This window comes from Polaromonas sp. P1_F4 (assembly GCF_056405675.1).
Genome location: NZ_JBFUBP010000001.1, coordinates 731,948 through 757,215 on the forward strand (window position 1 = coordinate 731,948; position 25,268 = coordinate 757,215).

A 25,268-nucleotide genomic window follows, 5' to 3' on the forward strand; every position below is an offset into this window, starting at 1 on the left:
ATCGTTGACTTATTTCGGAGTGATTGATGCGCCGGCTGTGATGCCGGCAACACCGGGGCTTCAGCTGAAGAGCTCCAGCAGGCGGTCCAGGCCGCCTTCATTGATGGCCACCATGGCCTGCTCGCGTACGCGCGGCTTGGCGTGATAGGCCACCGAGAGGCCGGCCACGCCCATCATGGGCAGGTCGTTGGCGCCGTCGCCCATGGCGATCGCCTGCAGCGGGTTGATGCCCAGCTTGCTGCAGGTCTCGAGCAGCATCTTGCGTTTTTCGTCGCCGTCGCAGATGTCGCCCCAGGGCTGGTCGACCATCTTGCCGGTGAGATAGCCGTCTTTCACCTCCAGCACGTTGGAGCGCGTGTAGTCGATGCCGAGTTCGTCACGCACGCGGTCAGTGAAGAAGGTGAAGCCGCCGCTGACCAGCAGCACCTTCATGCCGGCTTTCTTGCAGGTCTGCACCAGTTCGGCCGCGCCGGGGTTGAGTTTCAGTCGCTCGCGGTAGACCTCGTCCATGCTGGCCACGCTCACGCCCTTGAGCAGGGCCACGCGCTGGCGCAGGCTGTCCTTGTAGTCGGTGATCTCGCCGCGCATGGCGGCTTCGGTGATGGCTGCCACCTCGGCCTTGCGGCCCGCAGCGTCGGCGATTTCGTCCACACACTCGATATTGATGAGCGTGGAATCCATGTCAAAGGCGATCAGCCTGAAATTGCTGAGCTTGAGGTCTGGCGTAGAGACGTTGACGACGAGGCCGGGGGAGATTTCAGCGGGGGTCATGCGGGCGTTGCTTCTGTGGTGGAGGGGGTTTTGGGTTGACCGAGAGAGCGCAGGATGTCGCGCACCATTTGCGCGCGGTCTTTGGGTTCGGGGAGCTCGCGCTCGATGCGCAGCTTGTCGTTGCCGGCCAGCTTGATGTGCCGGTTCTTCTGGATGAGGTGCATGATGGCCATCGAATCGATGGGCGGGTCTTTCTTGAAGGTGATGTTGATGCCGCCGGGCGCGGCATCGACCTTGACCACGCCGTAGGGACGGGCAATCACGCGCAGGCGGTGCACGTCGATGAGTGTCTGTGCCTGCGGCGGCAGCTTGCCGAAGCGGTCGACGATTTCTTCCAGCAGCGCGTCGATCTGGTCGGTGTTCTTCGCCGTGGCCAGCTTTTTGTAGAACGACAGGCGCAGGTGCACGTCGCCGCAGTAGTCGTTGGGCAGCAGGGCCGGGGCGTGCAGGTTGATCTCGGTGGTGACGCTGAGCGGCGACAGCAGGTCGGGCTCGCGCCCGGCCTTGAGCGAGGCCACGGCTTCGCTGAGCATCTCGTTGTAGAGCTGAAAGCCGACTTCGAGCATGTTGCCGCTCTGGTTTTCACCCAGCACTTCGCCGGTGCCGCGGATTTCCAGGTCGTGCATGGCCAGGTAAAAGCCCGAGCCGAGTTCTTCCATCTGCTGGATGGCTTCGAGCCGCTGGCCGGCCTGCTTGGTCAGGCCCTCGATGTCGGGCACCATCAAATAGGCGTAGGCCTGATGGTGGCTGCGGCCCACGCGGCCGCGCAGCTGGTGCAGCTGTGCCAGGCCGAACTTGTCGGCACGGCTCATCACGATGGTGTTGGCGGTCGGCACGTCGATGCCGGTTTCGATGATGGTCGAGCACAGCAGCAGGTTGTAGCGTTGGGCGATGAAGTCCTTCATCACGCGCTCAAGCTCGCGCTCGGGCATCTGGCCGTGCGCCACTGCGATTCGCGCTTCAGGCAGTATCTCTTCGAGCTTTTCGCGGCGGTTCTGGATGGTCTCGACCTCGTTGTGCAGGAAGTAGACCTGGCCGCCGCGTTTCAACTCGCGCAGCACTGCTTCCCGGATCACGCCGTTGTTTTCGCTGCGCACAAAGGTCTTGATGGCCAGGCGCCGCTGCGGCGCAGTGGCGATCACGCTCAGGTCGCGCAGGCCTTCAAGCGCCATGCCCAGCGTGCGCGGGATCGGCGTGGCGGTCAGCGTCAGCACATCGACCTCGGCGCGCATCGCCTTCATGGCCTCTTTGTGGCGCACGCCGAAGCGGTGCTCTTCGTCGATGATGAGCAGGCCCAGGCGCTCGAACTTCACGTCCTGGCTGAGCAGCTTGTGCGTGCCCACCACGATGTCGACCGTGCCGTCGGCCAGGCCCTTGATGGCGGCGGTAATCTCTTTGCCCGAGCGGAAGCGGCTCATCTCGGCGATCTTGACAGGCCACTTGGCGAAGCGGTCCACCAGCGTCTGGTAGTGCTGCTCGGCCAGCAAGGTGGTGGGCGCCAGCAGCGCCACCTGCCGCCCGCCGGTCACGGCAATGAAGGCGGCGCGCAAGGCCACTTCTGTTTTTCCGAAACCCACATCGCCGCAGACCAGCCTGTCCATGGGGCGCGGGCTGATCATGTCCTGGATCACCGCATGGATGGCGGCGCGCTGGTCGGCGGTTTCCTCGAAGCCGAAGTCGTTGGCAAAGGTCTCGTAGTCGCCGGGCGAATAGCGGAAAGCATGGCCTTCGCGCGCGGCGCGGCGGGCGTAGATGTTGAGCAGCTCGGCGGCCGAGTCGCGGATCTGCTCGGCGGCCTTGCGCTTGGCCTTTTCCCATTGGCCGCTGCCCAGCCTGTGCAGCGGCGCTTCCTCGGCGCTGACGCCGGTGTAGCGGCTGATCAGGTGCAGCTGGCTGACGGGCACGTACAGTGTGGCGCTGTCAGCATATTCGAGGTGCAAAAACTCCTGCAGCAGCGGCGTGCCGTCTGCATTGGTGCCCTGGCCCAGGTCCATGTTGATGAGGCCGCGGTAGCGGCCAATGCCATGGGCGCTGTGCACCACCGGGTCGCCCACGTTGAGCTCCGAGAGATCCTTGATCAGTGCTTCGACGTCGCTGACCTGTTCCTGCTTTTTGTTGCGGCGGCGCACGGTGGCGCCCGCGGCAAACAGTTCGGTCTCGGTGATGAAGTCGATGCCTTCTTCAAGCCAGCTGAAACCGGTGTTCAGCGCCGCGGTGGCGATGCCGAGTTTTTCATCGCTGGCCTGGAAGTCTTCAAGCGAGTCAAAGGCCGGCGGGCTGACGCTGCTGGCGCGCAGGAAGTCCAGCAGGCTTTCGCGGCGGCCGTCGCTTTCGACCAGCACCAGCACGCGCTGGGCGGTGTTGCGTACATGGCCCTTGAATTTGGCCAGCGGGTCTTCGGCGCCGCGCACCACGGCCATTTCACCCAGCTTTTGAAACTGTGCGTTGTCGGCCACGTCTTCGACCGTGGCGCGTATGGCCAGCTGCGCGTAGTCGTTGGCGCGAGCGTAAAACTGCTCGGTGCCCAGGAAGAGCGACTCGGGCGGCAGCGCCGGGCGGTCGGGCGCGTCACGTACCAGCCGGTAACGGTCTTTGGTGTCTTGCCAGAAGCGCTGGAAGGCCGGCTCCAGGTCGCCGTGCAGCACCACGGTGGCATTGCCGCCCAGGTAGTCAAACACGGTCGCGGTTTCTTCAAAGAAGAGCGGCAGGTAGTACTCAATACCGGCGGTCGCGACGCCGTTACCCATGTCTTTGTAGATGCGGCTTTTGGTCGGATCGCCGTCCAGCAGCTCGCGCCAGCGGCTGCGAAAGCGCGCGCGCGCCTCGTCGTCCATCGGAAACTCGCGTCCGGGCAGCAGGCGCACTTCCGGCACGGGGTAGAGGCTGCGCTGGCTGTCGGGGTCAAAGGTGCGGATGCTGTCGATCTCGTCGTCAAACAGGTCAACGCGGTAGGGCACCGGGCTGCCCATGGGGAAGAGGTCGATCAAGCCGCCGCGCACCGCGTATTCGCCGGGGCTCACCACCTGCGTCACATGGCTGTAGCCCGCCAATGTAAGCTGGGCCTTGAGCCGCGTTTCGTCAAGCTTTTGCTTGACCTTGAACTGAAAGGTGTAACCCGCCAGGAAGCTGGGCGGCGCAAGGCGGTACAGCGCCGTGGTGGCCGGCACGATGACCACGTCGGCGCCAGTTTCCTTGTCGCGCTGCTGGATGCGCCACAAGGTGGCCAGGCGCTCGCTGATCAGGTCCTGGTGGGGCGAGAAGGTGTCGTAAGGCAGGGTTTCCCAGTCGGGAAACAGGGCGCAGCGCAGGTCAGGTGCAAAGAAGGCGATCTCGTCCATCAGGCGCTGGGCCGTGGTGGCGTCCGACGTGATGATGGCGGTGAGTTTGCCCGCAACTTTTTCCCGGGTGCCCAGACGTGCCAGCAGCAGGGCATCGGCAGAACCGGCGGGCTGGGGCAGGGTGTAGCGTTTGCCGGTGACGAGTGAGGGTAGGTGCATTGATCGGTGCGCTGGCTGGGGGCGTTTCAAACAATCAGAAAAGGCCAAAAGGCCGAAATCCAAACGACAAAAGCCAGACACCCCAAACCATCCGGAGTGGGGTGCCTGCATGCGTTCAAGCATCGATTTTAGAATCTATGATGAAGTTATGACGACAAGCCCTGCCAATAACCGTTCCGAACCCCGTTTTTTTGTGCTGATTCCCTGTGCGGGGCAAGGTAGCCGGGCCGGAACCCCTCAAGCCAAGCAATACCAGGTGATTGACGGCCTCCCTATGGTCCGCCATACCGTAGAGGCTTTTCGGGCGCTTCCAGGCACTTTCACCGGTTTGTGGGTGGTCATTTCCCCGTCGGATGACGATTTTTTGAAGGTGTTTCCCGATTTCGGCAACACGAACGAAACCCTGTGGGTTGGTGGCGGACTGACCCGTGCGGCCACGGTGCTGAACGGCCTCAAAGCGATGGTGGCGCAGCAACCCGGCGGCGCGGCCCTGACCGACTGGGTGCTGGTGCACGATGCGGCGCGCTGCCTGGTCACAGCCGGGCAGATCAAGGCCCTGATCCATGAATGCCGCAATGATTCTGTGGGCGGCCTGCTGGCTCAAAAGCTGCCGGACACGCTTAAAACCGAACGGGACGGCCGCGTGGCCGCCACTGTGGACCGTAGCGACAAATGGCTGGCGCAAACGCCACAAATGTTTCGTATCGGCGCGCTGATCGATGCGCTGGAGCACACAGGAGACGCTGTCACCGATGAATCCAGCGCCATGGAAGCAATGGGCGTATCGCCCAGGCTGGTCAACGGCAGCGCGCAGAACTTCAAGGTGACCTATCCGGAAGATTTCGCTCTGGCGGAAGCGATTCTCTGGCAGCGCAGACGCAGTGGCGAACTGGCTGGTTTTCCCGGCCGGCCCTTGAATGCCGCCTGACGGTTCAAACAATCTTATGAAAGCCTTCATCCATGTCCCTCATGAATTTTCGAATCGGTGAAGGCTGGGACACCCACGCGCTGGTGCCTGGGCGCAAGCTCATCATCGGTGGTGTGGACATTCCCCATACTGTCGGCTTGCTTGGCCATTCGGACGCCGATGTGTTGTTGCACGCAATCACCGATGCGTTGCTGGGCGCTGCCGGGCTGGGCGACATCGGCTCGCATTTTCCGGACACCGACGCGCGCTTCAAGGGCGCTGATTCGACCGTCTTGCTGGCGGAGGTCGGGCGCTTGCTGGCAGAGCGTGGCCACAAGATCGGCAACATCGACAGCACGGTCATTGCGCAGGCGCCCAAACTTGCGCCTTACATTGCGGCAATGCGCACGCGCATCGCAGAAGTGCTGGCGCTGGAAGTGGGACAGGTGAACGTCAAGGCCAAGACCGCCGAAAAGCTCGGCCCGGTAGGACAGGGCCTGAGCATGGAAGCCCGGGCTGTTGTCCTGCTTTTTTAGTGCTATTGTTTTGATAGCTGCTCGCGCACGGCCTGCCTGGTCGGAGGGGTGGTTCCTTTGAGGTCGGCTGCGCAGCCGTACAGCCTTCTGCGGGGGGTCAGCTCCTGCGCAGCTTGATATGCGCGGCGAGCCCACCGGAGCCTGTGTTGGCCAGGCCAAATACGCCGCCCATGCGGTGAATCGTCTTTTCGACAATCGCGAGACCCAGGCCCGCCCCGGTGGCGGCCGTGCGTGCGGCGTCTCCCCGGAAAAACGGGCGGGTGAGCTTGGACAAGGTCTCGGGTGCTACGCCCATGCCGTGATCCCGTACCTTGATCAGCACCCACTGGTCACGGCCTTTAGCCGCAATATCAACCAAGGCAATGCCGGTTTCAGGTGTCTTGCCGTAGCGCCTGGCATTTTCGAGCAGGTTTGAAATCACGCGCGACAACTCGACCTCGTCGGCCAGCACGGCCATGTCGTCCGGGATGGTGACGGTGACCCGCATGTCTTCATAGTCGGCGATGGCATACACAGCGGCATCGACCACCGCATTGAGTGATACCCGTTCCAGCCGCGGTGGCTCGGGCCGTGCGTAGTCAAGGAATTTGTCGATGATGGCATCCAGCTGGGTGATGTCTGCGGCCATGTGCTCGCGCGCATCCATGTCGGTGACGCTCATCTCGGTTTCCAGGCGCAGCCGGGCCAGCGGGGTGCGCAGGTCATGGGAAATCCCCGCCAGCATGATGACCCGGTCCTGCTCGATTTTGGACAGCTGTTCGGCCATGCGGTTAAAGCCGATGTTGACCTCACGGATTTCGCTGGTCGCCACTTTTTCATCCAGCAGGCTGGCATCGAAGTCGCCGTCCCGCATTCGGCTGGCGGCGAACGACAGCTGCTTGAGCGGCCGGTTGATCAGGCGGGCAATAAAGGCTGCCCCGGCCAGCGACAGGGCCGCCGCCGTGATGAGCCAGATGATCCATGTGCTGTTGCGTGAGGGCCCGATCTTGGAGGGATCCGTGAGCAGCCAGTACGCATCGCCGTCGATGGTAAAGCCCACCCACAGGCCCTTCTGGCCATTGACGCTGCTGGCCACCACGGTGCCGTTGCCCAGTCGCGCTCTGAGCTCTTCGGCTGTGCGCTCACCCAGATCGTCACTTTCAAAAAGCTCGTATTTATCTTTGGGTTCTCTCGGCGTGATGCGTACGCGCTCTTCATCGGCCAGTGTTTTGATCAGCGATACGCGAGCGATGGAGTCGGAATAGCGCAGTGCAGCGCGGCTGAGGTTGACGAGCGACGCAAGCTGCTGCGCATTCTGGATGGCGCGCGGCTCGGATTCGAGTGCCCGGAAGGTCTGCAGCCAGGCAACGATGGAGCCGAACAGCAGTAGCGCCAGGAAAAAGAAGGTCCGCCAGAACAGGCTGAAACCCCTGCGCGGGCGCATTTCCAGCGGGGCCGGGGCGGTTTCGAGGGGAACTGGATTGGTAGCGTCCATAAGGAAGTGGGGTACGTGGGCGCGAGCGCTGTGATCAATGGACGTTAGCACGATAAGCCTGCGCTACCGCAGCCAAGCTGTTGCCGCCTGTTGCAGGCCCGCCATACTTGCCCCCACGGTCGCTCACTTTGTGTAGCTCCCTGCCCCCCGAGGGGGCCGCCCGCCTGCAGTCCGGCAAAGCCGGTCCTGCGGCTCATGCTGGTAAAAGACTACTTCCGCTGGTCCTGCCCGCTGAACTCTTCAACCCAGCATGAGCCGCGGAACTGGCTTTGCCAGGCCGCAGGCGGGCGGCCCCCTCGGGGGGCAGCGCATTACACGAAGCCGAAGGCGCAGTGAAAAGCGTGGGGGCTAGTTCGTTCCGTCCGGCACAAACACGTAGCCGATACCCCAGACCGTCTGGATGTAGCGGGGCACCGCAGCGTCCACTTCGATCAGTTTGCGCAAACGCGACACCTGCACGTCCAGGCTGCGGTCAAAGGGCTCGAATTCGCGTCCGCGTGCCAGCTGTGCCAGTTTTTCGCGGGACAGCGGCTGCCGCGGGTGGCGCACCAGGGTTTTCAGCATGGCGAATTCGCCGGTGGTCAGCGGCAGCTCTTCGCCGTTCTTGTGCAGGGTACGCAAGCCCATATCGAAGGAAAACGGCCCAAAGGTAATCACTTCCTGGTCGCTGGACGGCGCACCCGGTACTTCGGCCGTCGGCCGACGGCGCAGCACGGCGTGGATGCGGGCGAGCAATTCACGGGGATTGAACGGTTTTGCCAGGTAATCGTCGGCGCCGACCTCCAGGCCGACAATGCGGTCCACGTCCTCGCCTTTGGCGGTCAGCATGATGATGGGTGTACGGTCATTGGCGGCGCGCAGGCGGCGGCAAATGGAAAGGCCGTCTTCGCCGGGCATCATCAAATCCAGGACGATCAGGTCGACGGCGTCGCGCAGCATGATGCGGTTCAGCGCTTTGCTGTCTTCGGCGAGGATGACCTCAAAACCTTCCTGGGCCAGGTAGCGACGCAGCAGGTCGCGAATGCGGGCATCGTCATCAAGGATCAGGATTTTGTCGGCGCGGGCGTTGGGTTGAGCTTGGGTCATAGTCATCTGGTAATTTGTAACAGAGCCATTTTGAAGGCTGAAAAGGCGGGATGTCGCATTTTTCAGTCGGTTTGACACACTGTTACAAAAGTTGCGGTCACATGCAAGTGTGCGTGTTGACTATGGCAATGCGCCTACATTCGATTGAAAAAACACATGTAAAAATAATCGGCCGCTCCCCGGGCACCGCGCTGGCGGGCCCTTGTAAAAGCAATGCCGGGCGAATGCGCCTGGTTACTTGCGGTGAACAGGCTGCTTGATTTGCAGCGTTCCGGATGTTCACCGTGATTTCCCCCTCCATTTCACGCTTGTCTTTTTTAGCCAGAAGCGGCTGAAATCCACCACCCCGAAAGGTAATTCTGATGCGAGCTCCAAAATCGATCGCTTTGTGTGTCCTGTTGGCAGGCGCAGTGCTGGGTAGCCACGCCATGGCCCAGACCAACTTCCACGAATCCCTGCAGAACGTGGCTCAGTTATCGGTCAGCGGCTCGGTGGAGGTGCAGCAGGACCTGTTGTCGATTTCATTGACCACAACCCGTGATGGTGCTGACGCAGGCGTCGTGCAAAGCCAGCTCAGGCAGGCGCTTGAGACCGCGCTGACCCAGGCCAAACAGGCGGCAGCGCCCGGCCAGATGGAGGTGCGCACCGGGAATTTCAGCCTGTATCCGCGTTATGGAAAAGACGGCAAGATCAATGGCTGGCAGGGCTCTACCGAGCTGGTGCTGGAAGGCAAGGACTTCCCGCGCATTACCAGTACGGCGGGCAAGATCCAGACCCTGACCATGGGCAGCGTCAGTTTTGCATTGAGCCGGGAGCAACGCGCCAAAGTCGAGGGCGAGGCCCAGGCGCTCGCGATTGAGCGATTCAAGGCCAAAGCCAGTGAGGTGGCGCGCAGTTTTGGTTTTGCCGGCTACTCGCTGCGCGAAGTCTCGGTGAATGCCAACGACCAGGGCTCTCCACCGCGTCCCCGCATGATGGCGATGTCGGCCAAGGCCGAAATGGCCGATGCATCAGTGCCTGTGGAAGCCGGCAAGAGCACGGTATTGGTTATTGTGTCCGGCTCTGTGCAGATGAAGTAAGACACTTGCCGACGGGCGCTGCACAAAGCAGCGCGGGCGCCGGCTGCTGCCCGCCGGCCGTGCGGCTGGCCAGCTGGGCTTTGCGCGCGTGGCGCGCCACCACCCGTGAGCGGACATGGTCGTAAGCCCAGTTAAAGCAGAAGGTATAGGGCAGGAAGAACAGCACGATCGCAATGTCCAGTACAAAGGCTTCCCACAGGCCGATGTCCAGCCACCAGGCCGCCAGCGGAACCACCGCGATGATCAGGCCGATTTCAAACAGCACAGCATGCACTGCACGCGCCGTCAGGGTGCGCTGAAAGCCCATGCGGCGCTGCGCCCGGTCAAACAGGGCGTTGAACACCATGTTCCAGCTCATCGCCATCAGCGAAACCATCAAGGTCAGCAGGCCCATGTGCGCCAGCGAATAGCCGAGCAGCCAGGCGCCTAGTGGCGCACAGATGGCAATGGCCAGGATTTCAAAGCCGAGGGCGTGGAAAAACCGTTCTTTCAGGGATTTTTGGAGGCTCATGATGTGCGTTCTAGATGATTTACCGGCCGTTGAGGCGAGATGCCTTACCGTCCTGAGGTATTTTCATCGCTATTTCGAATACATTAAAATCAATAATCATCGAAAAAATAGATAGAAGGCCGCCATGCGCCATTCCCCGGAAGCCTTGACCGCTTTTGCCGAGGCTGCGACCCTGGGTTCGTTCTCGGCTGCGGCCCGCAAACTGGGCAAAAGTCAGTCGACGGTGAGCAGTGCGATTGCCAACCTGGAAATCGACCTTGGCCTGAACCTGTTTGACCGGAGCAGCCGAAAGCCGGCACTGACGGAACACGGACGGGTCATGCTGGGCAAGGTGCAGGAAATCCTCGCGGCCAGCGACCGGCTTGACCGCGCTGCCAGCCAGCTTGGGGGCGGCCTGGAGCCCCGGCTCAGCGTGGTCTGGTCGGATACCTACCAGTCAGACCGGTTTGAAGAAATGCTTTCGGCTTTTGAGAAAAGCTTTCCCGACCTGGAGTTTGAATGCCTTATTGCCGAACACGGCGACCTGGTGTCGCTGGTGCAAACAGGGCGGGCAAACATTGGCGTGGTAGCCGCCCAGGGCGCTTATCCGCCCGACATTGGTTCGGCCACGATTGCCGAGCAGTCTGAAATCACCCTGTTTGTGGCCGCCGCCCACCCATTGGCCAGCATGAAAGACATCACGCCCGACGTTCTGGCCAATTTCAGGGAGCTGCGGCTGGATACCTATATAGAGATGGAGCAGGGCGCGCAGGGAGTCCGGAGCTCGCATGGGGCGCGCCAGTCGCGCCGCGCGTGGTCCGCTCCCAGCTATCTCATGCTGCTGGAAATGGCGGTGTTGGGTTTCGGATGGGCGGCCATTCCGCGCTGGATGGTGACGCGCTTTGCCGCTGGCAAACTGGTCGAACTTCATGCGCGCGGCTGGCCGCGCAGGGTGCCAGTGGACGCCGTGTGGTCACGCCAGCGCCCCTTGGGCCGTGCCGGAACCTGGCTGTTGCGGGAGATGCTGGCGCCGCACTTGCCGGCGGTTTTATAAGAATAAAGTGCTTGAAAGCGAAGAAAAACGGGCGCGAGCAGCTATGAAATTGATAGTGAATGCGTGAAGCGACAACGTGAAAAAGCCCGCATGCCGTGAAAGGCATGCGGGCTTTTGGCTGGTGGCTACGCTGCCACAACGGCCTAGAAGCGGTAGCGCAGGCCTATGCTGGTGGTGCTGAGGCGTTCCTTGTTGCCACCGGGGTACTTCATGTCATGCTCGTCCCATTGCAGCACCGCCGACAGGGTCGGAGTGAATGCCCATTCGGCACCCAGGCCGTACGACACGCCCCAGTTGCTTTCGCTGCCTGTGGCAATGCCGGACGCAGGTGCGGCGGACACGTGACTGCGTCCATAGGTCGTCCCCAGCTTGCCCAGCAGATTGAAGGAATTGCTGAGCGGCAAACGGCCGACCAGGCTCAGGTTGATGCCTTCTGCATCGGTCTGCCCGCCGCCACGGTTGATCTTGCCGAAATCGGTATAGCCCAGTTCCAGGCCTAAGTTGTTGTTGAAATAGCTGCCGCCGTAGATGTTGTACGACGTATCGTGATTTTCGGAAGCGAAACCGCCGGCGCCGCCGGGCAGCGAAAAATCGGACCTGCCCACATTGAGGCCGAAATAGCGCGAGCCCGGTGCGTAAAACGAGTAGTTGCTGCTGGATGTGGTGTTGGACGATGTCGAACCGCTTTGGGCGTTGGCCCCTGCGGCCGCAGCCAGGGCGGCGGCGGCCAGCACGGTTGCGGAGAGTCTGCGGGTCAAGGATGGCATGGTGTTTCCTTCAATGGCTGAAATTTCGGAATGCACTTTTTCGTCTGGAAAAAGCGACTTGATTGGCTTTCCGCTGTGAAATTTAAGGGTCGCACCCACACGCCGTTGTGAGGCTAAAAGTTAAAACGCTGTAGGACAAACGGAAGTTTGCGAAGGGGCTGAACCTGATGGCGCCACCGCCGGTTTGCCAATGTGCTGCTGCTAAAGTCAGGGCATGCCCTCCATTACCTACCTGCCCGGAAGCACTCCGCTGGTTCTTGATTCCCCGCACAGCGGGACGGTGTATCCGGCTGATTTCAGGCATGCCTGCGAGTTCGCCGTGCTGCGCAGCGCCGAAGATACTCATGTTGAAAAACTGTATGACTTCGCGCCGGCGTTGGGTGCGCATTGGGTTGAGGCGCATTTCCCCCGAAGCTACCTGGACGCCAACCGCAACACCACCGAAATGGATGTGTCCCTGCTGGATGCGCCCTGGCCCGAACCGGTAGACGACGATCCCCGGGTCATGTCCAAGGTCCGCCTGGGCAAGGGGCTGATCTGGCGCACCACCGACGAAGGCGTGCCGCTGTATGACCGCAAACTGGGAGTGGCAGAAATCCAGGCGCGCATCGAGCAGTGCTGGAAGCCCTACCACGCCGCCGTGGCGCAGGCGATTGATGCCGCCTGGCGGCAGCGCGGCTACAGCATCCACATCAATTGCCACTCCATGCCGGCAGTGGCCTCGGGCAGCGCCACCGATTTTCCGGGTGAGGCGCATGCGGACTTTGTGGTCGGCGACCGTGAAGGCACAACTGCCAGCAAGGCGTTGTCGACACTGGTGTGTGAGCACCTGCGCGCGCATGGCTACAGCGTGGCCTACAACCATCCCTATAAAGGTGTGGAGCTGGTGCGCCGCTATAGCCACCCGGCCGGGCACCGGCACAGCATCCAGCTGGAGATCAATCGCAAGCTGTATATGGACGAAACCACGCTGGAGATGACGCCGGGCGCCGGGGCCCTGAAGGCGACCTTGCGCTCACTGGTCGAGGTGTTGCTGAAGACCGACCCGCGCACACTTTGATGGTGGCAGGCTGCGCCGTGCAGCCGGCCACCATCACTCACCATCACATCTTCCTGCTCATGAACAAACCAGACCATCAGCCACCATGCTTACTTTTTTCAGTGACAGCCACCACGACCATGCCCCTGCGTTCGAGTTTTACCGCGGTGAGCGCGTGCCGTGTTTTGAAACCCCCGAGCGGGCCGAATACGTCAAAGCCCGCCTGAGCGAGCGCGGCCACGAGCTGCGCACATCCCAGGCCGACAGCCGCGTGCTGTTGGCCAAAGTGCACAGTGCCCGTTACCTGGCGTTTCTGGAGCATGCGTGGCGCGACTGGGTGGCGCTTGAAGAGGGCAACGACCAGCGACAGCCTTTTCCCTCCGTCTGGCCCGTGCGTACCTTGCGCAGCGACGTGGAGCCCGTCAATTTCACCGCACGGCTGGGGCTTTATTCGATGGACAACGGGTCACCGCTTTCCGCGGGAACCTGGACGGCTGCCAAGGCTGGTGCAGATGCCGCCGCCGGCGCTGCCGCCTTGCTGGCGACCGGCCAGCCTTCAGCTCGCGGCGTGTTCTGCTGCAGCCGTCCGCCGGGCCACCATGCAGGGGCCGATTTCATGGGGGGCTACAGCTTCCTGAACAACGCTGCAGTCGCTGCCCAGGCGTTTCGGGACGGCGGCGCCACTCGCGTCGCGGTGCTGGACGTGGACTACCACCACGGCAACGGGACACAAAGCATTTTTTACGACCGCGCTGATGTGCTTTTTGTGAGCCTGCATGGCGACCCCTTGACCGAGTACCCGTTCTACCTGGGCCATGCCAACGAAACCGGCGCGGGTGAGGGCGAGGGCTTTAACCTGAACCTGCCGCTGGCCGCCGGCTGTACCGTGCTGCGCTGGTTTGAGGCGCTGGAAGCGGCATGCCTGCGCATCAAGCAGCACCGCGCCGATGCGCTAGTGGTATCACTGGGGCTGGACACCTTTGCCGAAGACCCCATCTCCACATTCGCGCTGCTGCCTGGTGACTTTATCCGCCTGGGCGAGCGCCTGGGCAAGCTGGGGTTGCCCACGGTATTTGTGCTCGAAGGCGGTTACGCTGCCGCGGCGCTGGGCACCAATGCTGTCAATGTCATTGAAGGTTTTGAGGGCGTTTGATATGGACCAGGTCGATTGTGTGGTGATTGGTGCGGGTGTGGTGGGCCTTGCGGTGGCGCGTGCGCTGGCCTTGCAGGGCAGGGAGGTGATGGTGCTCGAAGCCGCCGACGCGATAGGCACCGGCACTAGCTCGCGCAACAGCGAAGTTATTCACGCCGGCATTTACTATCCGCAGGGTTCGCTCAAGGCGCGGCTCTGCGTGGAAGGCAAGGGCCTGCTGTACGACTACTGCGCGGAACGCGGCATAGGCCACAAGCGCTGCGGCAAGCTCATCGTGGCGACCAGCGAGGCGCAGGTGGCGCAGCTGCAGGCTATCCGTGAAAAGGCCGCCGCCAACGGCGTGAACGACCTGGTGCTGCTGACCCGCGAAGAAGCGCGGGCGATGGAGCCGCAACTCGAATGCGTGGCGGCGCTGCATTCGCCCAGCACCGGCATTGTCGACAGCCACGGCCTCATGCTGGCGTTGCAGGGCGATCTTGAGAATTCCGGCGGACTTGTAGTATTAAATTCGCCCCTGGCCCATGCGGAATGTGCGCAAGCAGCTATTAATTTAATAGCAGAAGACGGTACGGAACTGCAAGCCAGGACCGTCGTCAACGCCGCCGGGCTGCAAGCCCAGCACCTGGCCAGCCGCTTTGCAGGATTTCCGGCGCAGCATGTGCCGCCCAGCCATTACGCCAAAGGCAACTACTTCACCTTGCCCGGCCGTTCGCCCTTCAGCCGCCTGATCTACCCCGTGCCCGAAGCCGCCGGCCTGGGCGTGCACCTGACCATCGACCTGGGCGGCCAGGCCAAGTTCGGCCCCGACGTGCAATGGGTCGACTCACCCGACGACCTGGTGGTGGACCCGGCGCGCGGCGATGCCTTTTACGCCGAAGTACGCAAGTATTGGCCCGGATTGGCTGACGGTGTGCTCATGCCGGGTTACTCGGGCATGCGTCCCAAGATCCAGGCGCCCGACGAAGCCGCCAAAGATTTTCTGATCCAGGGACCGAGTGATCACGGTGTGGCAGGGCTCGTCAATCTTTTTGGTATTGAATCGCCGGGGCTGACAAGTTCACTGGCGATTGGCGGCTATGTGGGCCGTATGGTGCAAACGGCTTGATCTTTACTGCGCCGCCCAGCCACCATCCATGTTCCAGGCCACGCCGCGCACGTTGTTGCCCGCGGGTGAGCAGAAAAATACTGCCAGCGCGCCGAGCTCTTCGGGCGTGGTGAACTGCAGCGAAGGCTCTTTTTCACCCAGCAGTTGCTGCTTGGCGGCCTCGTTGCTGATGTTGCCAGCCGCGGCTTTGGCATCCACCTGTTTTTGCACCAGGGGCGTCAGCACCCAACCGGGGCAGATGGCGTTGCAGGTGACACCGGTGGTGGCGTTTTCGAGGGCGGTGACTTTGGTCAGGCCCACAATGCCGTGCTTGGCGGCAACGTAGGCGGATTTTTCTGCAGAGCCCACGAGGCCGTGGACCGACGCCACGTTGATGATGCGTCCCCAGCCTTTGCCGCCGTTGGCGGCCAGCATGGCAGGCAATGCCAGGCGGGTGGCGTGAAAAGCGCTGCTCAGGTTGATGGCGATCACAGCGTCCCATTTTTCGACCGGAAAGTTCTCGACGCGGGCAACGTGCTGGATGCCGGCGTTGTTTACGAGGATGTCGACCTGGCCGAATTGCGCGGCAGCAAACCGCATCATGTCCTCGATGTCGGCGGGCTTGCTCATATCGGCGCCGTGGTAGGCCACGCGCACACCCAGCGCTTCGATCTCGGCCTTGGGGCCGTCCACATCGCCGAAGCCGTTGATGACGATGTTGGCGCCTTGCGCTGCCAGCGCCTTGGCGATGCCCAGGCCGATCCCGCTGGTCGAGCCGGTGACGAGGGCTGTTTTACCTTTGAGCATGATGTTTCTCCGGATGATTTACGATGGTTGAGCTGGGATTCTGAACGGCGCGCGGTGCAGGCTGCGCATCGCCAGTTTCTCAAGCAATTATCAAGCCTTTGAATTGAACTGCTGCACCATGACCCAACCTACGCTGAACTACGTAAATTGCCCCGACGCCACAGGCGGGCACCGCATGGCGTACTGGCAATGGGGCCGGCCGGAAAGTGCGCACGTCGTGGTGTGCGTGCACGGCCTGTCGCGGCAGGGGCGCGATTTTGACGTACTGGCGAGGGCGCTGTGCGACCAGGCTCCGGGCGGCATTCGCGTGGTCTGCCCCGACGTGGTGGGCCGCGGGGAAAGCGACTGGCTCAAAGATCCCATGGGCTATCAAATGCGGGGCTATGCCGCCGACATGCTGGCGCTGCTGGGCCAGCTGCACGCGCAGGCGCCCGTGGTTTCGCTGGACTGGGTGGGCACCAGCATGGGTGGCCTGATCGGGGTAGCGGTGTGTGGGACCGCGGGTCTGCCCTTGCCGGCGCCGGTGCGCCGGCTGGTGCTCAATGATGTGGGCCCGGCCATCCAGTGGCAGGCGATCGTACGGATCGGCGCTTATTTGGGGCAGGCCGGTCACTTTGGGTCGGTGCAGGAAGCGGCTGATGCGATGTGGGCGATTTCCCAAAGCTTTGGCCCGCACACGCCCGACCAGTGGCTGGCGCTGTCGCGTCCCATGCTCAGGCGCGTCTCGGAGGCCGCCGATGCCAAATGGCGCCTGCATTACGACCCGGCCATCGCCGTGCCTTTCAAGCAGGAGACCGAGCAATCCGCACAGCAGGGTGAAGCCTTGCTCTGGCAGCTCTACGACAATATCAAGGCGCAAACGCTGGTGATCCGCGGCAAGCAGTCGGACTTGCTGAGCCTCCAGACGGCTCAGGCCATGACGGCCCGCGGCCCGCGCGCTCGCCTGGTGGAGTTTGACGGGGTTGGCCATGCGCCCACGCTGATCGCTGCGGACCAGGTCGCCGCCGTGGCGGGTTTCCTGCTTGGGTAGTGCTTGGGTGGCGCCCGGGTATTGAATTGGGTAATGCTGGGGAAGTGCTGCAATGCTGCACTGCCAGCCTCGCAACTATTTGACTGAAGTTTCATGAAAAGCAATGTGGTCGGGCCCGGTAGCCCGACAGCCTCCCAGGGGGCGAACGCCTCCATCGTGACCGCCACGGCCGACAGCCTGCCGGACCAGCCGCATGCGTTGGCCCGTGCCCGGGCGTTTGCCGAGCCCCTGATTGCCAGCGAAACGCACGACACGGGTGAAAACATCCTGGCGCATGCCGACGCTGTGGCTGCCATCCTGAAAAACATCGGTGGCTCGGAAGCCATGCAGGCCGCGACCTACCTGGTGTATGCGTGCCAGCACCTGAACAAGCCGCAGGAAGTCATCACCAAGGCATTCGGCGCCAACTATGCTGCGCTGGCGCTGGAAACCACCAAACTGGTCCAGGTGCAGCGGCAGGCTCGCACGGCCAATGCCAAGGCGCACTTGCTGGACGACCCGGCTGCGCAAACCGAAAACGTGCGCAAGATGCTGTTGGCGTTCTCGCGCGACTTGCGGGTGGTGATGTTGCGGCTGGCGTCACGGCTTCAAACCCTGCGCCATTACGCGGCCACCCGGCAACCTGCCCCTTTGCCGCTGGCCCACGAATCCCTGCATGTGTTCGCACCGTTGGCCAATCGCCTGGGCATCTGGCAGATTAAATGGGAAATGGAAGACTTGGCCTTCCGTTTCCTGGAGCCCGATACCTACAAGCAGACAGCCCGTCTGCTGGATGAAAAGCGCGTGGAGCGCGAAGGCTTCATGGAGGCCTTGCGTGCGCAGCTGGAGCGCGAGCTGAACCAGAACGGCATTGCCGCGCTGGTGCAGGGCCGACCCAAGCACATCTACAGCATCGTTAAAAAAATGCGCGGCAAGTCGCTTGACTTCGAGCAGGTGTTTGATATCCGTGCCTTGCGTGTGATTGCCGCCGACGTGAAGGGCTGTTATGCCGCGCTCGGTTTTGTACATTCGCGCTTCACGCCGGTGGACGGCGAGTTTGACGACTACATCGCCAAGCCCAAGTCCAATGGCTACCAGTCATTGCACACCGTGGTGCGCGACGATGGCGGGCGGGCGGTGGAGATACAGGTGCGCACGCAGGCCATGCATGACCATGCCGAGCACGGCGTGGCTGCGCATTGGGCCTACAAGGAGGCGGGTGCCAAGGGTTACGCGGGCGTATCGGCCAGCAGCGAATATGACGCCAAGATCGCCGTGCTGCGGCAACTGCTCGCGTGGGAGCGGGACCTCTCGGGCCCGGCTTCCCAGCGTGCACGCGACGCCAAGCAGGGGCTGTTCGAAGACCGCATCTACGTGCTGACTCCTGATGCCGCCATTGTGGAATTGCCGCAGGGCGCGACGACGGTGGATTTTGCTTACAGCGTGCACACCAGCCTGGGGCACCGTTGCCGGGGCGCGCGCATTGACGGTGTCATGGTGCCGCTGAATACGCCCTTGCAAAATGGCCAGACGGTTGAAGTGATCACCGTGAAGGAAGGTGGCCCCTCGCGCGATTGGCTCAACCCCGAGCTCGGTTTCTTGTGCAGCCACCGTGCAAAGTCGAAAGTCCGCGCATGGTTCAACGCGCTGGCGATGGAACAGACGGTGGCCCGGGGCCGCGAGGCCGTGGAAAAGCTGCTTCAGCGCGAAGGCAAGACCGCCATGAAGCTGGACGACCTGGCGGTGCAACTCGGCTTCAAGGCGGCGGATGATTTGTTTGAAGTAGTGGGCAAGGACGAGCTGTCACTGCGCACGATCGAAAACATGCTCAGGCCACCCGAGCCGGTGTTGAGCCAGGACGACTATGTGCTGGCAAAAAAAGCGCGCCCGCCGAATCAGAAATCCAAAAGTGGCGGCGGCGTGCTGGTGGTCGGCATGGGTTCGCTGCTGACGCAGCTGGCCAAATGCTGCAAGCCGGCGCCGCCGGATGAAATTCTCGGTTTTGTCACCAAAGGCAAAGGGGTCAGCATCCATCGCAGCGACTGCAGCAATTTCCGCAACATGGCCAGCGGCAGTCCCGACCGCGTGATTGAGGTTGAATGGAACGCACCCAAGACGGCGGATGGCGCGGTGTATCCGGTGGATGTGGCCGTGGAGGCGGCGGACAGGCAGGGATTGCTCCGCGATATTTCCGAGGTATTCGCCAAGGAAAAAATGAATGTGATTGGTGTGCAGACGCAATCGGTCAAGGACAACCGCGGCGGCACGGCCTGGATGACATTCACCGTGGAGGTTGCGCAATCGGGCCGGCTTAACCAGGTGCTGGCCGTCGTGGCCGAGGTGCCGGGCGTGCGGTCTGCGCGGAGACGCTGAACCCCATCAACAGGACTTTTTTAGGCAAATTTTCAGGGCGAAGCCGGATAGCCGTTTTGCTTTGCTACAATACGAGCTTCGAACAGTCCTTAGGCGCGTAGCTCAGCTGGTTAGAGCACCACCTTGACATGGTGGGGGTCGTTGGTTCGAGTCCAATCGCGCCTACCAATTCCTGTTCTACAAATACGGCATCTACGGATGTCGTTTTTTTTTGGTCCCGAATATATTCCCGACAAGGTGTTCCCGGAAACGTCCCGCCGCGTACCGGTTTCAACTGGGTTCTTTGTCCGCTTCCTCTGGGCATTTAGGACGGGAAGAAAAGCATCAGGAAGTTGCCATGGGATTTTTCTCTAAACTCCATTCGCGGCAGATAGCCTGTCTGGATCAGCCGTCAGCCCCGCGTTGGGCAGCTCTCTTCGTTCCCCTTTTGTTTGCGCTGGCTTCCGTATTTGTGATCGGCCAGGATGCGAACTGGGATCTGCTTAACTACCACCTCTATAACGCATATGCGCTGCTCAACGGCCGCGTTGGGGTTGACCTTGCACCGGCCGCGATGCAGAGCTATTTCAATCCGCTGCTGGATTTGCCCTATTTTCTGATGGTCCAGCACTGGCCGCCTCGTGCAGCTGCCTTCGCGATGGGCTTGTTTCATGGCCTTAATTTTGTATTTTTGCTTCTGATCGTGAAGCCTTTTGTTGTGCGTGCAAAACATCCCAACGCGACGGCGATTCTGCTCTCGCTGGCTGGGTGCCTGAGTGCTGTTTTTGTGTCGGAACTGGGAAACACCATGGGCGACAACGCTTCATCGGTGTTTGTGCTGGCAGGCCTGGCGATCGCAGTGGCACGATGGGATGACGTGGTACGTGTGCGCGGACACTACCTGTTGTGGTTACTGTTGGCAGGATTGCTGATAGGTATGGGTGCGGGCGCAAAGCTCACAAACGCGGTTTATGCGGTGGCCGGCGCCTTGGCATTTCTGCTCGCCTGTCCCGGCGGCGCAGTGCATCGGTTGCGCGTCGCATCGACATTCAGCGTGGGCGTTGTGCTGGGCATCGCCTTGACGGGAGGCTACTGGTTCCTTCTGCTCTGGGATCTCTACGGCAATCCGCTGTTCCCGCAGTTCAACACTTATTTTCAGTCGGACATGGCCGGCTCGATCGGTGTGGGGGACGCCCGCTGGAGACCCAAAGGTATAGCTGAAGCGATTTTTTTTCCCTTTATCTTTGCGCTGAATCCAGCGCGTGTTGGTGAATCGGCGCTTTATCAGATCGCGCTACCTGTGTTGTACGCATTGTTCCTGTTTTGGGCTGTTGCGGCGGTGCGTCACCGATTTTTCAGGCTACCGCCCGTGCGGCATGGATATGCCTTTCCTCTCGAGGCGCCGTCGCGGGCTCATTTCCTGCTGGCATTCGCCTCTACGAGCTACTTGACCTGGCTCGGAATCTTCAGCATTCACCGTTACCTGGTGCCGCTGGAAATGATTGCTCCATTGGCAATTTGGCTTTTGCTGCATCGGTTATTCAAGCCGGCTCTGGCGCAATCGCTCGGGAAAAAGATACTATTTTCCTCGGTGGTTGTGGTTTTGCTATTCCGGACAACATGGGGCAACGTTGGTTTTGGCGAGACGGCTTTTCGGGTTGAATTGCCACCACTGGCTCAACCAGAAAAAACCGCGGTCATGATATTGCAAGGTGGTCAGCACGCTTGGTTGATCCCTTTTTTCCCGTCGGAGATCGAAGTTGCCTCGCTGGCAAGTTTTCCCGAGTCGCCGAAATTTGTGGCGCAGGCCATGCGTATGATCGACAGCCGGTCAGAAAACGCTTATGTTATTTTTGCAGCGAGCAAAGACACGCGGCCTGCGCAAATTGCAAAAATCAATCGTGTTCTGGCAAGCATGAGCATTGGGAAAAACGGTTTTGGCTGCAATGTCGTACGTTGGGCCATCAATCGAAATTCCCGCTTGAATGCCAGGATGTCCGATAGCAGCAACGGTGCGTACTGCGGTGTTGTGATGGATCCCGCCACGCGGCGTGATCTTGCCGGGGAAGACAAGGTCATCGCCCAGGCCAGTGACGAACTTGCAAAAGCACGCTATGGCTTGCGTATCGATCTGGCATCGTGTGTGACGTACCATGCGTGGGTGGGCAACCGCCAGGATCGCTACCAATACTGCCGTATTTCCCGTCAGTCGTGATTCAGTCTTTTCAAGAGGTGTCGATGAGTTCTGCCAAGCCGACCGTTGCCGTCATTCTTCCTGCCTACAACGAAGAGTTGACGATCAGGCAGGTTATCCTGGACTTCCATGCTGCGCTGCCTGACGCCACCATATGTGTGATCGACAACAACTCCAGCGACCGTACCTCCGCAATCACTGAAACGACATTTGAAGAGTTGGGCTGTCAGGGGCGGTTGATTCGCGAGTATCGACAAGGCAAGGGAAATGCATTACGCCGTGCATTTTCCGATGTGGACGCTGACATTTATTTGCTGGCTGACGCCGACCAGACTTATCCGGCATCTCGCGCCGCCGACATGATCGCGCCTGTTGCGTCAGGCCAAGCGGACATGGTAGTAGGCGATCGGCATTCCGGCGGGCATTATCAGGACCACAACAAACGCCGCTTTCACGGATTTGGCAATGATCTTGTCAAAAACATGATCAATTTGTTTTTCCGATCCACTTTGCAGGACATCATGAGCGGGTATCGTGCCTTCAGCCGTACCTTTGTGAAGACCTATCCGGTAATGGTGGCAGGCTTTCAGGTCGAAACTGATATGACGCTGCATGCGCTTGATAAACGTTTTCGCGTCATGGAAATTCCTGTGGAGTATGTGGACAGGCCGGCTGGCAGCTTTTCCAAGCTCAACACCTTGGCCGATGGCGCCAAGGTTATTTTTGCGATTTTCCAGATACTGCGTTATTACAAGCCGTTGGCGTTTTTTGGTACGGTTTCCGTGCTGCTCATGGTCCTCGGTTTTATTGCCGGTATTCCGGTGTTGGCTGACTGGTTCACCTACCAATACATTTACCATGTACCGCTGGCGGTGCTTGCTGCCGCGCTGGAAATCGTGGCAGTCATCTTCTTTTCCGTGGCGTTGATGCTCGACAGCATCGTGCATCAGCACAGGATGAGCTACGAACTCATGATCGTGTCCATGACAAATAAAACCTGATGTCCAAGAGCCCGTCGGAACAAAATTCAGGACGCCAGTTGATGACCTTTCTGGTGGTGGGTGGTTTCGGCTTCGTGGTTGATGCTGGTTTATTCTTTGTCTTCCTGCGGATATTCGGCATCGACATCATGGTCGCGCGCGCATTGGCCTTTCTTCCCGCGACGTTTGTTACCTGGTGGGCCAACCGGCTATTCACCTTTCGCCCGCCAACCGGCGCCAGAGTTTTTTTAATGCAGGAATATCTCAGGTATTTGCTGGTGCAGGCCGGAGGCATTGCGATCAATTTCCTGGTTTTCTACCTGATGATCCTCTGGCTTCCGATCGCGGCCGCTCACACGCTCCTGCCGCTGGCTGTCGGCTCCGTGATTGCGTTGCTTTTTAACTTTTCGGGTGCGCGTTTTCTGGTTTTCAGGCATTGATCGAGATAGCGAGGCCGCTTGTGTCAAGATGATGCTGATAGCCTCTTCTTGTGAAATGTCAGGGTAAACCAAGATAAGTGCGGGTATCAGCCTCCCTAAAATAGCCCAATTCATCCATTCACCGGAATACCAGTGCCAAAAAGCAAATCCACCAGCCCATCACCCGGCATGCCGCCTTCACAGGATGAGGCTTCTGCCGACGGCGCTCCCGGTGCCAAAGGTGGTCGGACGGCCGGCAAGGCTGCGGCTTCCCGTGTGATCAAGAAGTACCCGAACCGACGGCTGTACGACACCGAGACATCGGCCTACATCACGCTCACAGAAGTGCGCCAGCTGGTGATGGACACCGCCGATTTTGTGGTGCGCGATGCCAAGACCAATGAAGATTTGACGCGCAGCATCCTGCTGCAGATCATTTTGGAAGAGGAAACCGGCGGTGCACCGATGTTCACCGAGGCTGTGCTCGCCAACATCATCCGTTTTTACGGCAATGCGATGCAGAGCTTCATGGGTGCCTACCTTGAGAAGAACGTGCAGAGTTTTATGGACCTGCAGGTCAAGATGGCCGAGCAGTCCAAAGGGCTGACGCCCGAGATGTGGGCGCAGTTCATGAATGCGCAATCTCCCATGATGCAAGGCATGATGGGCAATTACGTGGAGCAATCCAAGAACGTTTTCACGCAGATGCAGGAGCAGATGCAAAAACAGAGCGAGCAGATGCTGCAGGCCTTCGGCTTGAAGCGTTGAAATGAAAGCCAGGGGTTGAATCTCTGGCGGTCCCGCAGAAGTCGGCGACCTGAGACAATACACCCCATGAGTGAAGTTATTTCCCCACCTGTTTCCATTAACACCAAGCCCGCGCCGCGCGTCGGCTTTGTCAGCCTGGGCTGCCCCAAGGCCCTGACTGATTCCGAGCTGATCCTGACGCAATTGAGTGCTGAGGGCTACCAGACCTCCAAGACCTTTGAAGGTGCGGACCTGGTGATCGTCAATACCTGCGGCTTCATCGACGACGCGGTCAAGGAAAGCCTGGACACCATTGGCGAGGCGCTGGCCGAAAACGGCAAGGTCATCGTCACCGGCTGCCTGGGCGCCAAGGCGGGTGAGGGCGGCGGCAACCTGGTGCGCCAGATGCACCCGAGCGTGCTGGCCGTGACGGGCCCGCACGCCACGCAAGAGGTGATGGACGCGGTGCACCTGAACCTGCCCAAGCCGCATGATCCTTTCGTGGACCTGGTGCCGAATGCCTTTGGCATTGCCGGCATCAAGCTGACGCCCAAACATTACGCCTACCTGAAGATCAGCGAAGGCTGCAATCATCGCTGCACATTCTGCATCATCCCGTCCATGCGCGGCGACCTGGTGTCGCGCCCTATCGGCGACGTGCTCAATGAGGCGCGCGCCCTGTTTGAAGGCGGCGTGAAGGAATTGCTGGTGATCAGCCAGGACACCTCGGCCTATGGCGTCGATGTGAAATACCGCACTGGCTTCTGGGATGGCAAGCCCATCAAGACGCGCATGCTGGAACTGGTGCAGGCACTGGGCGAGATCTCCGAGCCGTATGGCGCCTGGGTGCGCTTGCATTATGTGTATCCGTACCCAAGTGTGGATGAAGTGCTGCCGCTGATGGCCACCGGCAAGGTGCTGCCTTACCTGGATGTACCTTTGCAGCACAGCCACCCGGATGTGCTCAAGCGCATGAAGCGGCCGGCCAGCGGCGAGAAAAATCTTGAGCGCATTGCGCGCTGGCGCGAGATCTGCCCCGAAATTGTGATTCGCAGCACCTTCATCGCCGGTTTTCCCGGCGAGACGGAAGCGGAGTTCGACCATCTGCTGGACTTCATGCGGGAAGCCAAAATCGACCGTGCAGGCTGTTTTGCCTATAGCGCGGTGGAAGGCGCCACGGCCAACGATATTCCCGGCATGCTGCCGATCGAGCTGCGTGAAGAGCGGCGCGCCCGCTTCATGGCTGTGGCGGAGGCGGTTTCCAGCCAGAAACTGCAGCAGCGCATAGGTGCGATCATGCAGGTGCTGGTGGATTCGGCGCCGGCACTGGGCCGAAAGGGTGGCACCGGGCGCTCCTATGCCGATGCGCCCGAGATCGACGGCATCGTCAAGCTGTTACCGCCCGAGAAAATCAGCAAGACGCTGAAAGTGGGCGAGTTCACCCGGGCCCGCATCGTCGGAACCCAGGGCCACGACCTGGTTGCTGTACCTGTTTGATCAAGGTTGCGGACGAAACGCCGAACCTGAAGAGTGGGTCGGCCACAAAAAAGCCACTGGGTCACAGTGGCTTTAATCTTGCTTTATTCCAGAGCTCGTTTCAGAGTCTGGCAAAGCTGTTTGGTGTATCTGGTGCCCGGGAGAGAACTCGAATCTCCACATCTTGCGATACACGGACCTGAACCGTGCGCGTCTACCAATTCCGCCACCCGGGCACAGCTAGCAGTGTACCATTACTTCAATGCTTTCTCAGGCCCGGGCCCTCAAATTTTCCTGAAATATTTCGGCTGCATACTTAAACCCGGCAGCCTCCAACGAAAAGAGAC

At 60.8% G+C, this 25,268-nt stretch carries 21 protein-coding genes and 2 tRNA genes; 15 read left to right on the forward strand and 8 right to left on the reverse strand.

The annotated features are described in order from the left end of the window. Positions 1-60: 60 nt before the first annotated feature. Both serB and mfd read right to left on the reverse strand, forming a co-directional pair. Positions 61-771 (reverse strand): phosphoserine phosphatase SerB, encoded by a 711-nt coding sequence (serB, locus tag AC1DYQ_RS03440; RefSeq protein WP_477685576.1) that lies wholly within the window; start codon positions 769-771, stop codon positions 61-63. Beyond that, positions 768-4,268 (reverse strand): transcription-repair coupling factor, encoded by a 3,501-nt coding sequence (mfd, locus tag AC1DYQ_RS03445; RefSeq protein ID WP_477685577.1) that lies wholly within the window; start codon positions 4,266-4,268, stop codon positions 768-770. Before mfd ends, serB begins: the two co-directional genes overlap by 4 nt. Positions 4,269-4,416: 148 nt before the next feature. Here mfd and ispD point away from each other — a divergent pair, with 148 nt between their 5' ends. Together ispD and ispF are read left to right on the forward strand one after the other, a co-directional pair. Then, a complete protein-coding gene (gene ispD / locus AC1DYQ_RS03450; protein WP_477685578.1) occupies positions 4,417-5,196 on the forward strand; it encodes a 2-C-methyl-D-erythritol 4-phosphate cytidylyltransferase in 780 nt (259 codons plus the stop codon). A 32-nt stretch (positions 5,197-5,228) separates the two neighbouring features. Next, positions 5,229-5,711 (forward strand): 2-C-methyl-D-erythritol 2,4-cyclodiphosphate synthase, encoded by a 483-nt coding sequence (gene ispF, locus AC1DYQ_RS03455; RefSeq protein ID WP_477685579.1) that lies wholly within the window; start codon positions 5,229-5,231, stop codon positions 5,709-5,711. A gap of 97 nt (positions 5,712-5,808) precedes the next feature. On the opposite strand, the gene AC1DYQ_RS03460 is transcribed toward ispF, so the two are convergent. Together AC1DYQ_RS03460 and ompR are read right to left on the reverse strand one after the other, a co-directional pair. After that, positions 5,809-7,185, reverse strand: a complete 1,377-nt coding sequence (locus tag AC1DYQ_RS03460) for a sensor histidine kinase (RefSeq protein ID WP_477685580.1) — start codon at positions 7,183-7,185, stop codon at positions 5,809-5,811. Positions 7,186-7,533: 348 nt separating this feature from the next. Then, positions 7,534-8,271, reverse strand: a complete 738-nt coding sequence (gene ompR, locus AC1DYQ_RS03465) for an osmolarity response regulator transcription factor OmpR (RefSeq protein WP_007866319.1) — start codon at positions 8,269-8,271, stop codon at positions 7,534-7,536. Between the two features lie 362 nt (positions 8,272-8,633). On the opposite strand from ompR, the gene AC1DYQ_RS03470 reads away from it, so the two are divergent. Further along, positions 8,634-9,350, forward strand: a complete 717-nt coding sequence (locus AC1DYQ_RS03470; RefSeq protein ID WP_477685581.1) for an SIMPL domain-containing protein — start codon at positions 8,634-8,636, stop codon at positions 9,348-9,350. Here the strand turns inward: AC1DYQ_RS03470 and AC1DYQ_RS03475 are convergent. Continuing rightward, on the reverse strand, positions 9,319-9,864 hold the full coding sequence (locus AC1DYQ_RS03475; RefSeq protein ID WP_477685859.1) for a multidrug/biocide efflux PACE transporter: 546 nt from the start codon (positions 9,862-9,864) through the stop codon (positions 9,319-9,321). The two genes, AC1DYQ_RS03470 and AC1DYQ_RS03475, sit on opposite strands and share 32 nt — an antisense overlap. 121 nt (positions 9,865-9,985) lie before the next feature. Here AC1DYQ_RS03475 and AC1DYQ_RS03480 point away from each other — a divergent pair, with 121 nt between their 5' ends. After that, the gene (locus AC1DYQ_RS03480) at positions 9,986-10,894 is read left to right on the forward strand and encodes a LysR family transcriptional regulator (RefSeq protein WP_477685582.1); all 909 of its coding nucleotides are present in this window, start codon (positions 9,986-9,988) and stop codon (positions 10,892-10,894) included. Positions 10,895-11,037: 143 nt separating this feature from the next. Here AC1DYQ_RS03480 and AC1DYQ_RS03485 read toward each other — a convergent pair whose 3' ends face one another. Further along, positions 11,038-11,661, reverse strand: a complete 624-nt coding sequence (locus AC1DYQ_RS03485) for an outer membrane beta-barrel protein (RefSeq protein ID WP_477649170.1) — start codon at positions 11,659-11,661, stop codon at positions 11,038-11,040. A gap of 214 nt (positions 11,662-11,875) precedes the next feature. On the opposite strand from AC1DYQ_RS03485, the gene AC1DYQ_RS03490 reads away from it, so the two are divergent. The 3 genes from AC1DYQ_RS03490 (at position 11,876) to AC1DYQ_RS03500 (ending at position 14,958) form a co-directional block, all read left to right on the forward strand. Next, positions 11,876-12,721: an N-formylglutamate amidohydrolase gene (locus tag AC1DYQ_RS03490; RefSeq protein WP_477685583.1), complete on the forward strand. Its 846-nt coding sequence runs from the start codon at positions 11,876-11,878 to the stop codon at positions 12,719-12,721. An 85-nt stretch (positions 12,722-12,806) separates the two neighbouring features. Beyond that, a complete protein-coding gene (locus AC1DYQ_RS03495; protein ID WP_477685584.1) occupies positions 12,807-13,853 on the forward strand; it encodes a histone deacetylase family protein in 1,047 nt (348 codons plus the stop codon). A gap of 1 nt (position 13,854) precedes the next feature. Continuing rightward, positions 13,855-14,958, forward strand: coding sequence for an NAD(P)/FAD-dependent oxidoreductase (locus AC1DYQ_RS03500; protein WP_477685585.1), 1,104 nt, complete (start codon positions 13,855-13,857; stop codon positions 14,956-14,958). A 3-nt stretch (positions 14,959-14,961) separates the two neighbouring features. Here the strand turns inward: AC1DYQ_RS03500 and AC1DYQ_RS03505 are convergent, their stop codons facing one another. Then, a complete protein-coding gene (locus tag AC1DYQ_RS03505; protein WP_477649166.1) occupies positions 14,962-15,744 on the reverse strand; it encodes a 3-hydroxybutyrate dehydrogenase in 783 nt (260 codons plus the stop codon). Positions 15,745-15,862: 118 nt separating this feature from the next. Here AC1DYQ_RS03505 and AC1DYQ_RS03510 point away from each other — a divergent pair, with 118 nt between their 5' ends. From AC1DYQ_RS03510 to rimO, 8 genes are all read left to right on the forward strand, one after another. Beyond that, complete coding sequence (locus AC1DYQ_RS03510; protein ID WP_477685586.1) at positions 15,863-16,774, forward strand: alpha/beta fold hydrolase; 912 nt, start codon at positions 15,863-15,865, stop codon at positions 16,772-16,774. A 93-nt stretch (positions 16,775-16,867) separates the two neighbouring features. Beyond that, positions 16,868-19,126, forward strand: a complete 2,259-nt coding sequence (locus tag AC1DYQ_RS03515) for a RelA/SpoT family protein (protein ID WP_477672699.1) — start codon at positions 16,868-16,870, stop codon at positions 19,124-19,126. Between the two features lie 91 nt (positions 19,127-19,217). After that, positions 19,218-19,294: transfer RNA gene (locus tag AC1DYQ_RS03520), tRNA-Val, on the forward strand. A 169-nt stretch (positions 19,295-19,463) separates the two neighbouring features. Then, a complete protein-coding gene (locus AC1DYQ_RS03525; RefSeq protein WP_477685587.1) occupies positions 19,464-21,320 on the forward strand; it encodes a hypothetical protein in 1,857 nt (618 codons plus the stop codon). Between the two features lie 23 nt (positions 21,321-21,343). Beyond that, entirely contained in the window at positions 21,344-22,300 is a 957-nt protein-coding gene (locus AC1DYQ_RS03530) for a glycosyltransferase (protein ID WP_477685588.1), read from the forward strand. A 56-nt stretch (positions 22,301-22,356) separates the two neighbouring features. Continuing rightward, a complete protein-coding gene (locus tag AC1DYQ_RS03535; RefSeq protein ID WP_477685589.1) occupies positions 22,357-22,719 on the forward strand; it encodes a GtrA family protein in 363 nt (120 codons plus the stop codon). Between the two features lie 132 nt (positions 22,720-22,851). After that, positions 22,852-23,466: a polyhydroxyalkanoate synthesis repressor PhaR gene (gene phaR, locus AC1DYQ_RS03540; protein ID WP_477685590.1), complete on the forward strand. Its 615-nt coding sequence runs from the start codon at positions 22,852-22,854 to the stop codon at positions 23,464-23,466. A gap of 66 nt (positions 23,467-23,532) precedes the next feature. Beyond that, on the forward strand, positions 23,533-24,942 hold the full coding sequence (gene rimO, locus AC1DYQ_RS03545; RefSeq protein WP_477685591.1) for a 30S ribosomal protein S12 methylthiotransferase RimO: 1,410 nt from the start codon (positions 23,533-23,535) through the stop codon (positions 24,940-24,942). A 130-nt stretch (positions 24,943-25,072) separates the two neighbouring features. Here rimO and AC1DYQ_RS03550 read toward each other — a convergent pair. Further along, positions 25,073-25,157: transfer RNA gene (locus AC1DYQ_RS03550), tRNA-Leu, on the reverse strand. Positions 25,158-25,268: the final 111 nt, after the last annotated feature.

Bases quoted from the DNA above. Each gene is read 5' to 3' on its own strand.
- serB (WP_477685576.1), bottom strand. From the start codon at position 771: ATGACCCCCGCTGAAATCTCCCCCGGCCTCGTCGTCAACGTCTCTACG.
- mfd (WP_477685577.1), bottom strand. From the start codon at position 4,268: ATGCACCTACCCTCACTCGTCACCGGCAAACGCTACACCCTGCCCCAG.
- ispD (WP_477685578.1), top strand. From the start codon at position 4,417: ATGACGACAAGCCCTGCCAATAACCGTTCCGAACCCCGTTTTTTTGTG.
- ispF (WP_477685579.1), top strand. From the start codon at position 5,229: ATGTCCCTCATGAATTTTCGAATCGGTGAAGGCTGGGACACCCACGCG.
- AC1DYQ_RS03460 (WP_477685580.1), bottom strand. From the start codon at position 7,185: ATGGACGCTACCAATCCAGTTCCCCTCGAAACCGCCCCGGCCCCGCTG.
- ompR (WP_007866319.1), bottom strand. From the start codon at position 8,271: ATGACCCAAGCTCAACCCAACGCCCGCGCCGACAAAATCCTGATCCTT.
- AC1DYQ_RS03470 (WP_477685581.1), top strand. From the start codon at position 8,634: ATGCGAGCTCCAAAATCGATCGCTTTGTGTGTCCTGTTGGCAGGCGCA.
- AC1DYQ_RS03480 (WP_477685582.1), top strand. From the start codon at position 9,986: ATGCGCCATTCCCCGGAAGCCTTGACCGCTTTTGCCGAGGCTGCGACC.
- AC1DYQ_RS03485 (WP_477649170.1), bottom strand. From the start codon at position 11,661: ATGCCATCCTTGACCCGCAGACTCTCCGCAACCGTGCTGGCCGCCGCC.
- AC1DYQ_RS03490 (WP_477685583.1), top strand. From the start codon at position 11,876: ATGCCCTCCATTACCTACCTGCCCGGAAGCACTCCGCTGGTTCTTGAT.
- AC1DYQ_RS03495 (WP_477685584.1), top strand. From the start codon at position 12,807: ATGCTTACTTTTTTCAGTGACAGCCACCACGACCATGCCCCTGCGTTC.
- AC1DYQ_RS03500 (WP_477685585.1), top strand. From the start codon at position 13,855: ATGGACCAGGTCGATTGTGTGGTGATTGGTGCGGGTGTGGTGGGCCTT.
- AC1DYQ_RS03505 (WP_477649166.1), bottom strand. From the start codon at position 15,744: ATGCTCAAAGGTAAAACAGCCCTCGTCACCGGCTCGACCAGCGGGATC.
- AC1DYQ_RS03510 (WP_477685586.1), top strand. From the start codon at position 15,863: ATGACCCAACCTACGCTGAACTACGTAAATTGCCCCGACGCCACAGGC.
- AC1DYQ_RS03515 (WP_477672699.1), top strand. From the start codon at position 16,868: ATGAAAAGCAATGTGGTCGGGCCCGGTAGCCCGACAGCCTCCCAGGGG.
- AC1DYQ_RS03525 (WP_477685587.1), top strand. From the start codon at position 19,464: ATGGGATTTTTCTCTAAACTCCATTCGCGGCAGATAGCCTGTCTGGAT.
- AC1DYQ_RS03530 (WP_477685588.1), top strand. From the start codon at position 21,344: ATGAGTTCTGCCAAGCCGACCGTTGCCGTCATTCTTCCTGCCTACAAC.
- rimO (WP_477685591.1), top strand. From the start codon at position 23,533: ATGAGTGAAGTTATTTCCCCACCTGTTTCCATTAACACCAAGCCCGCG.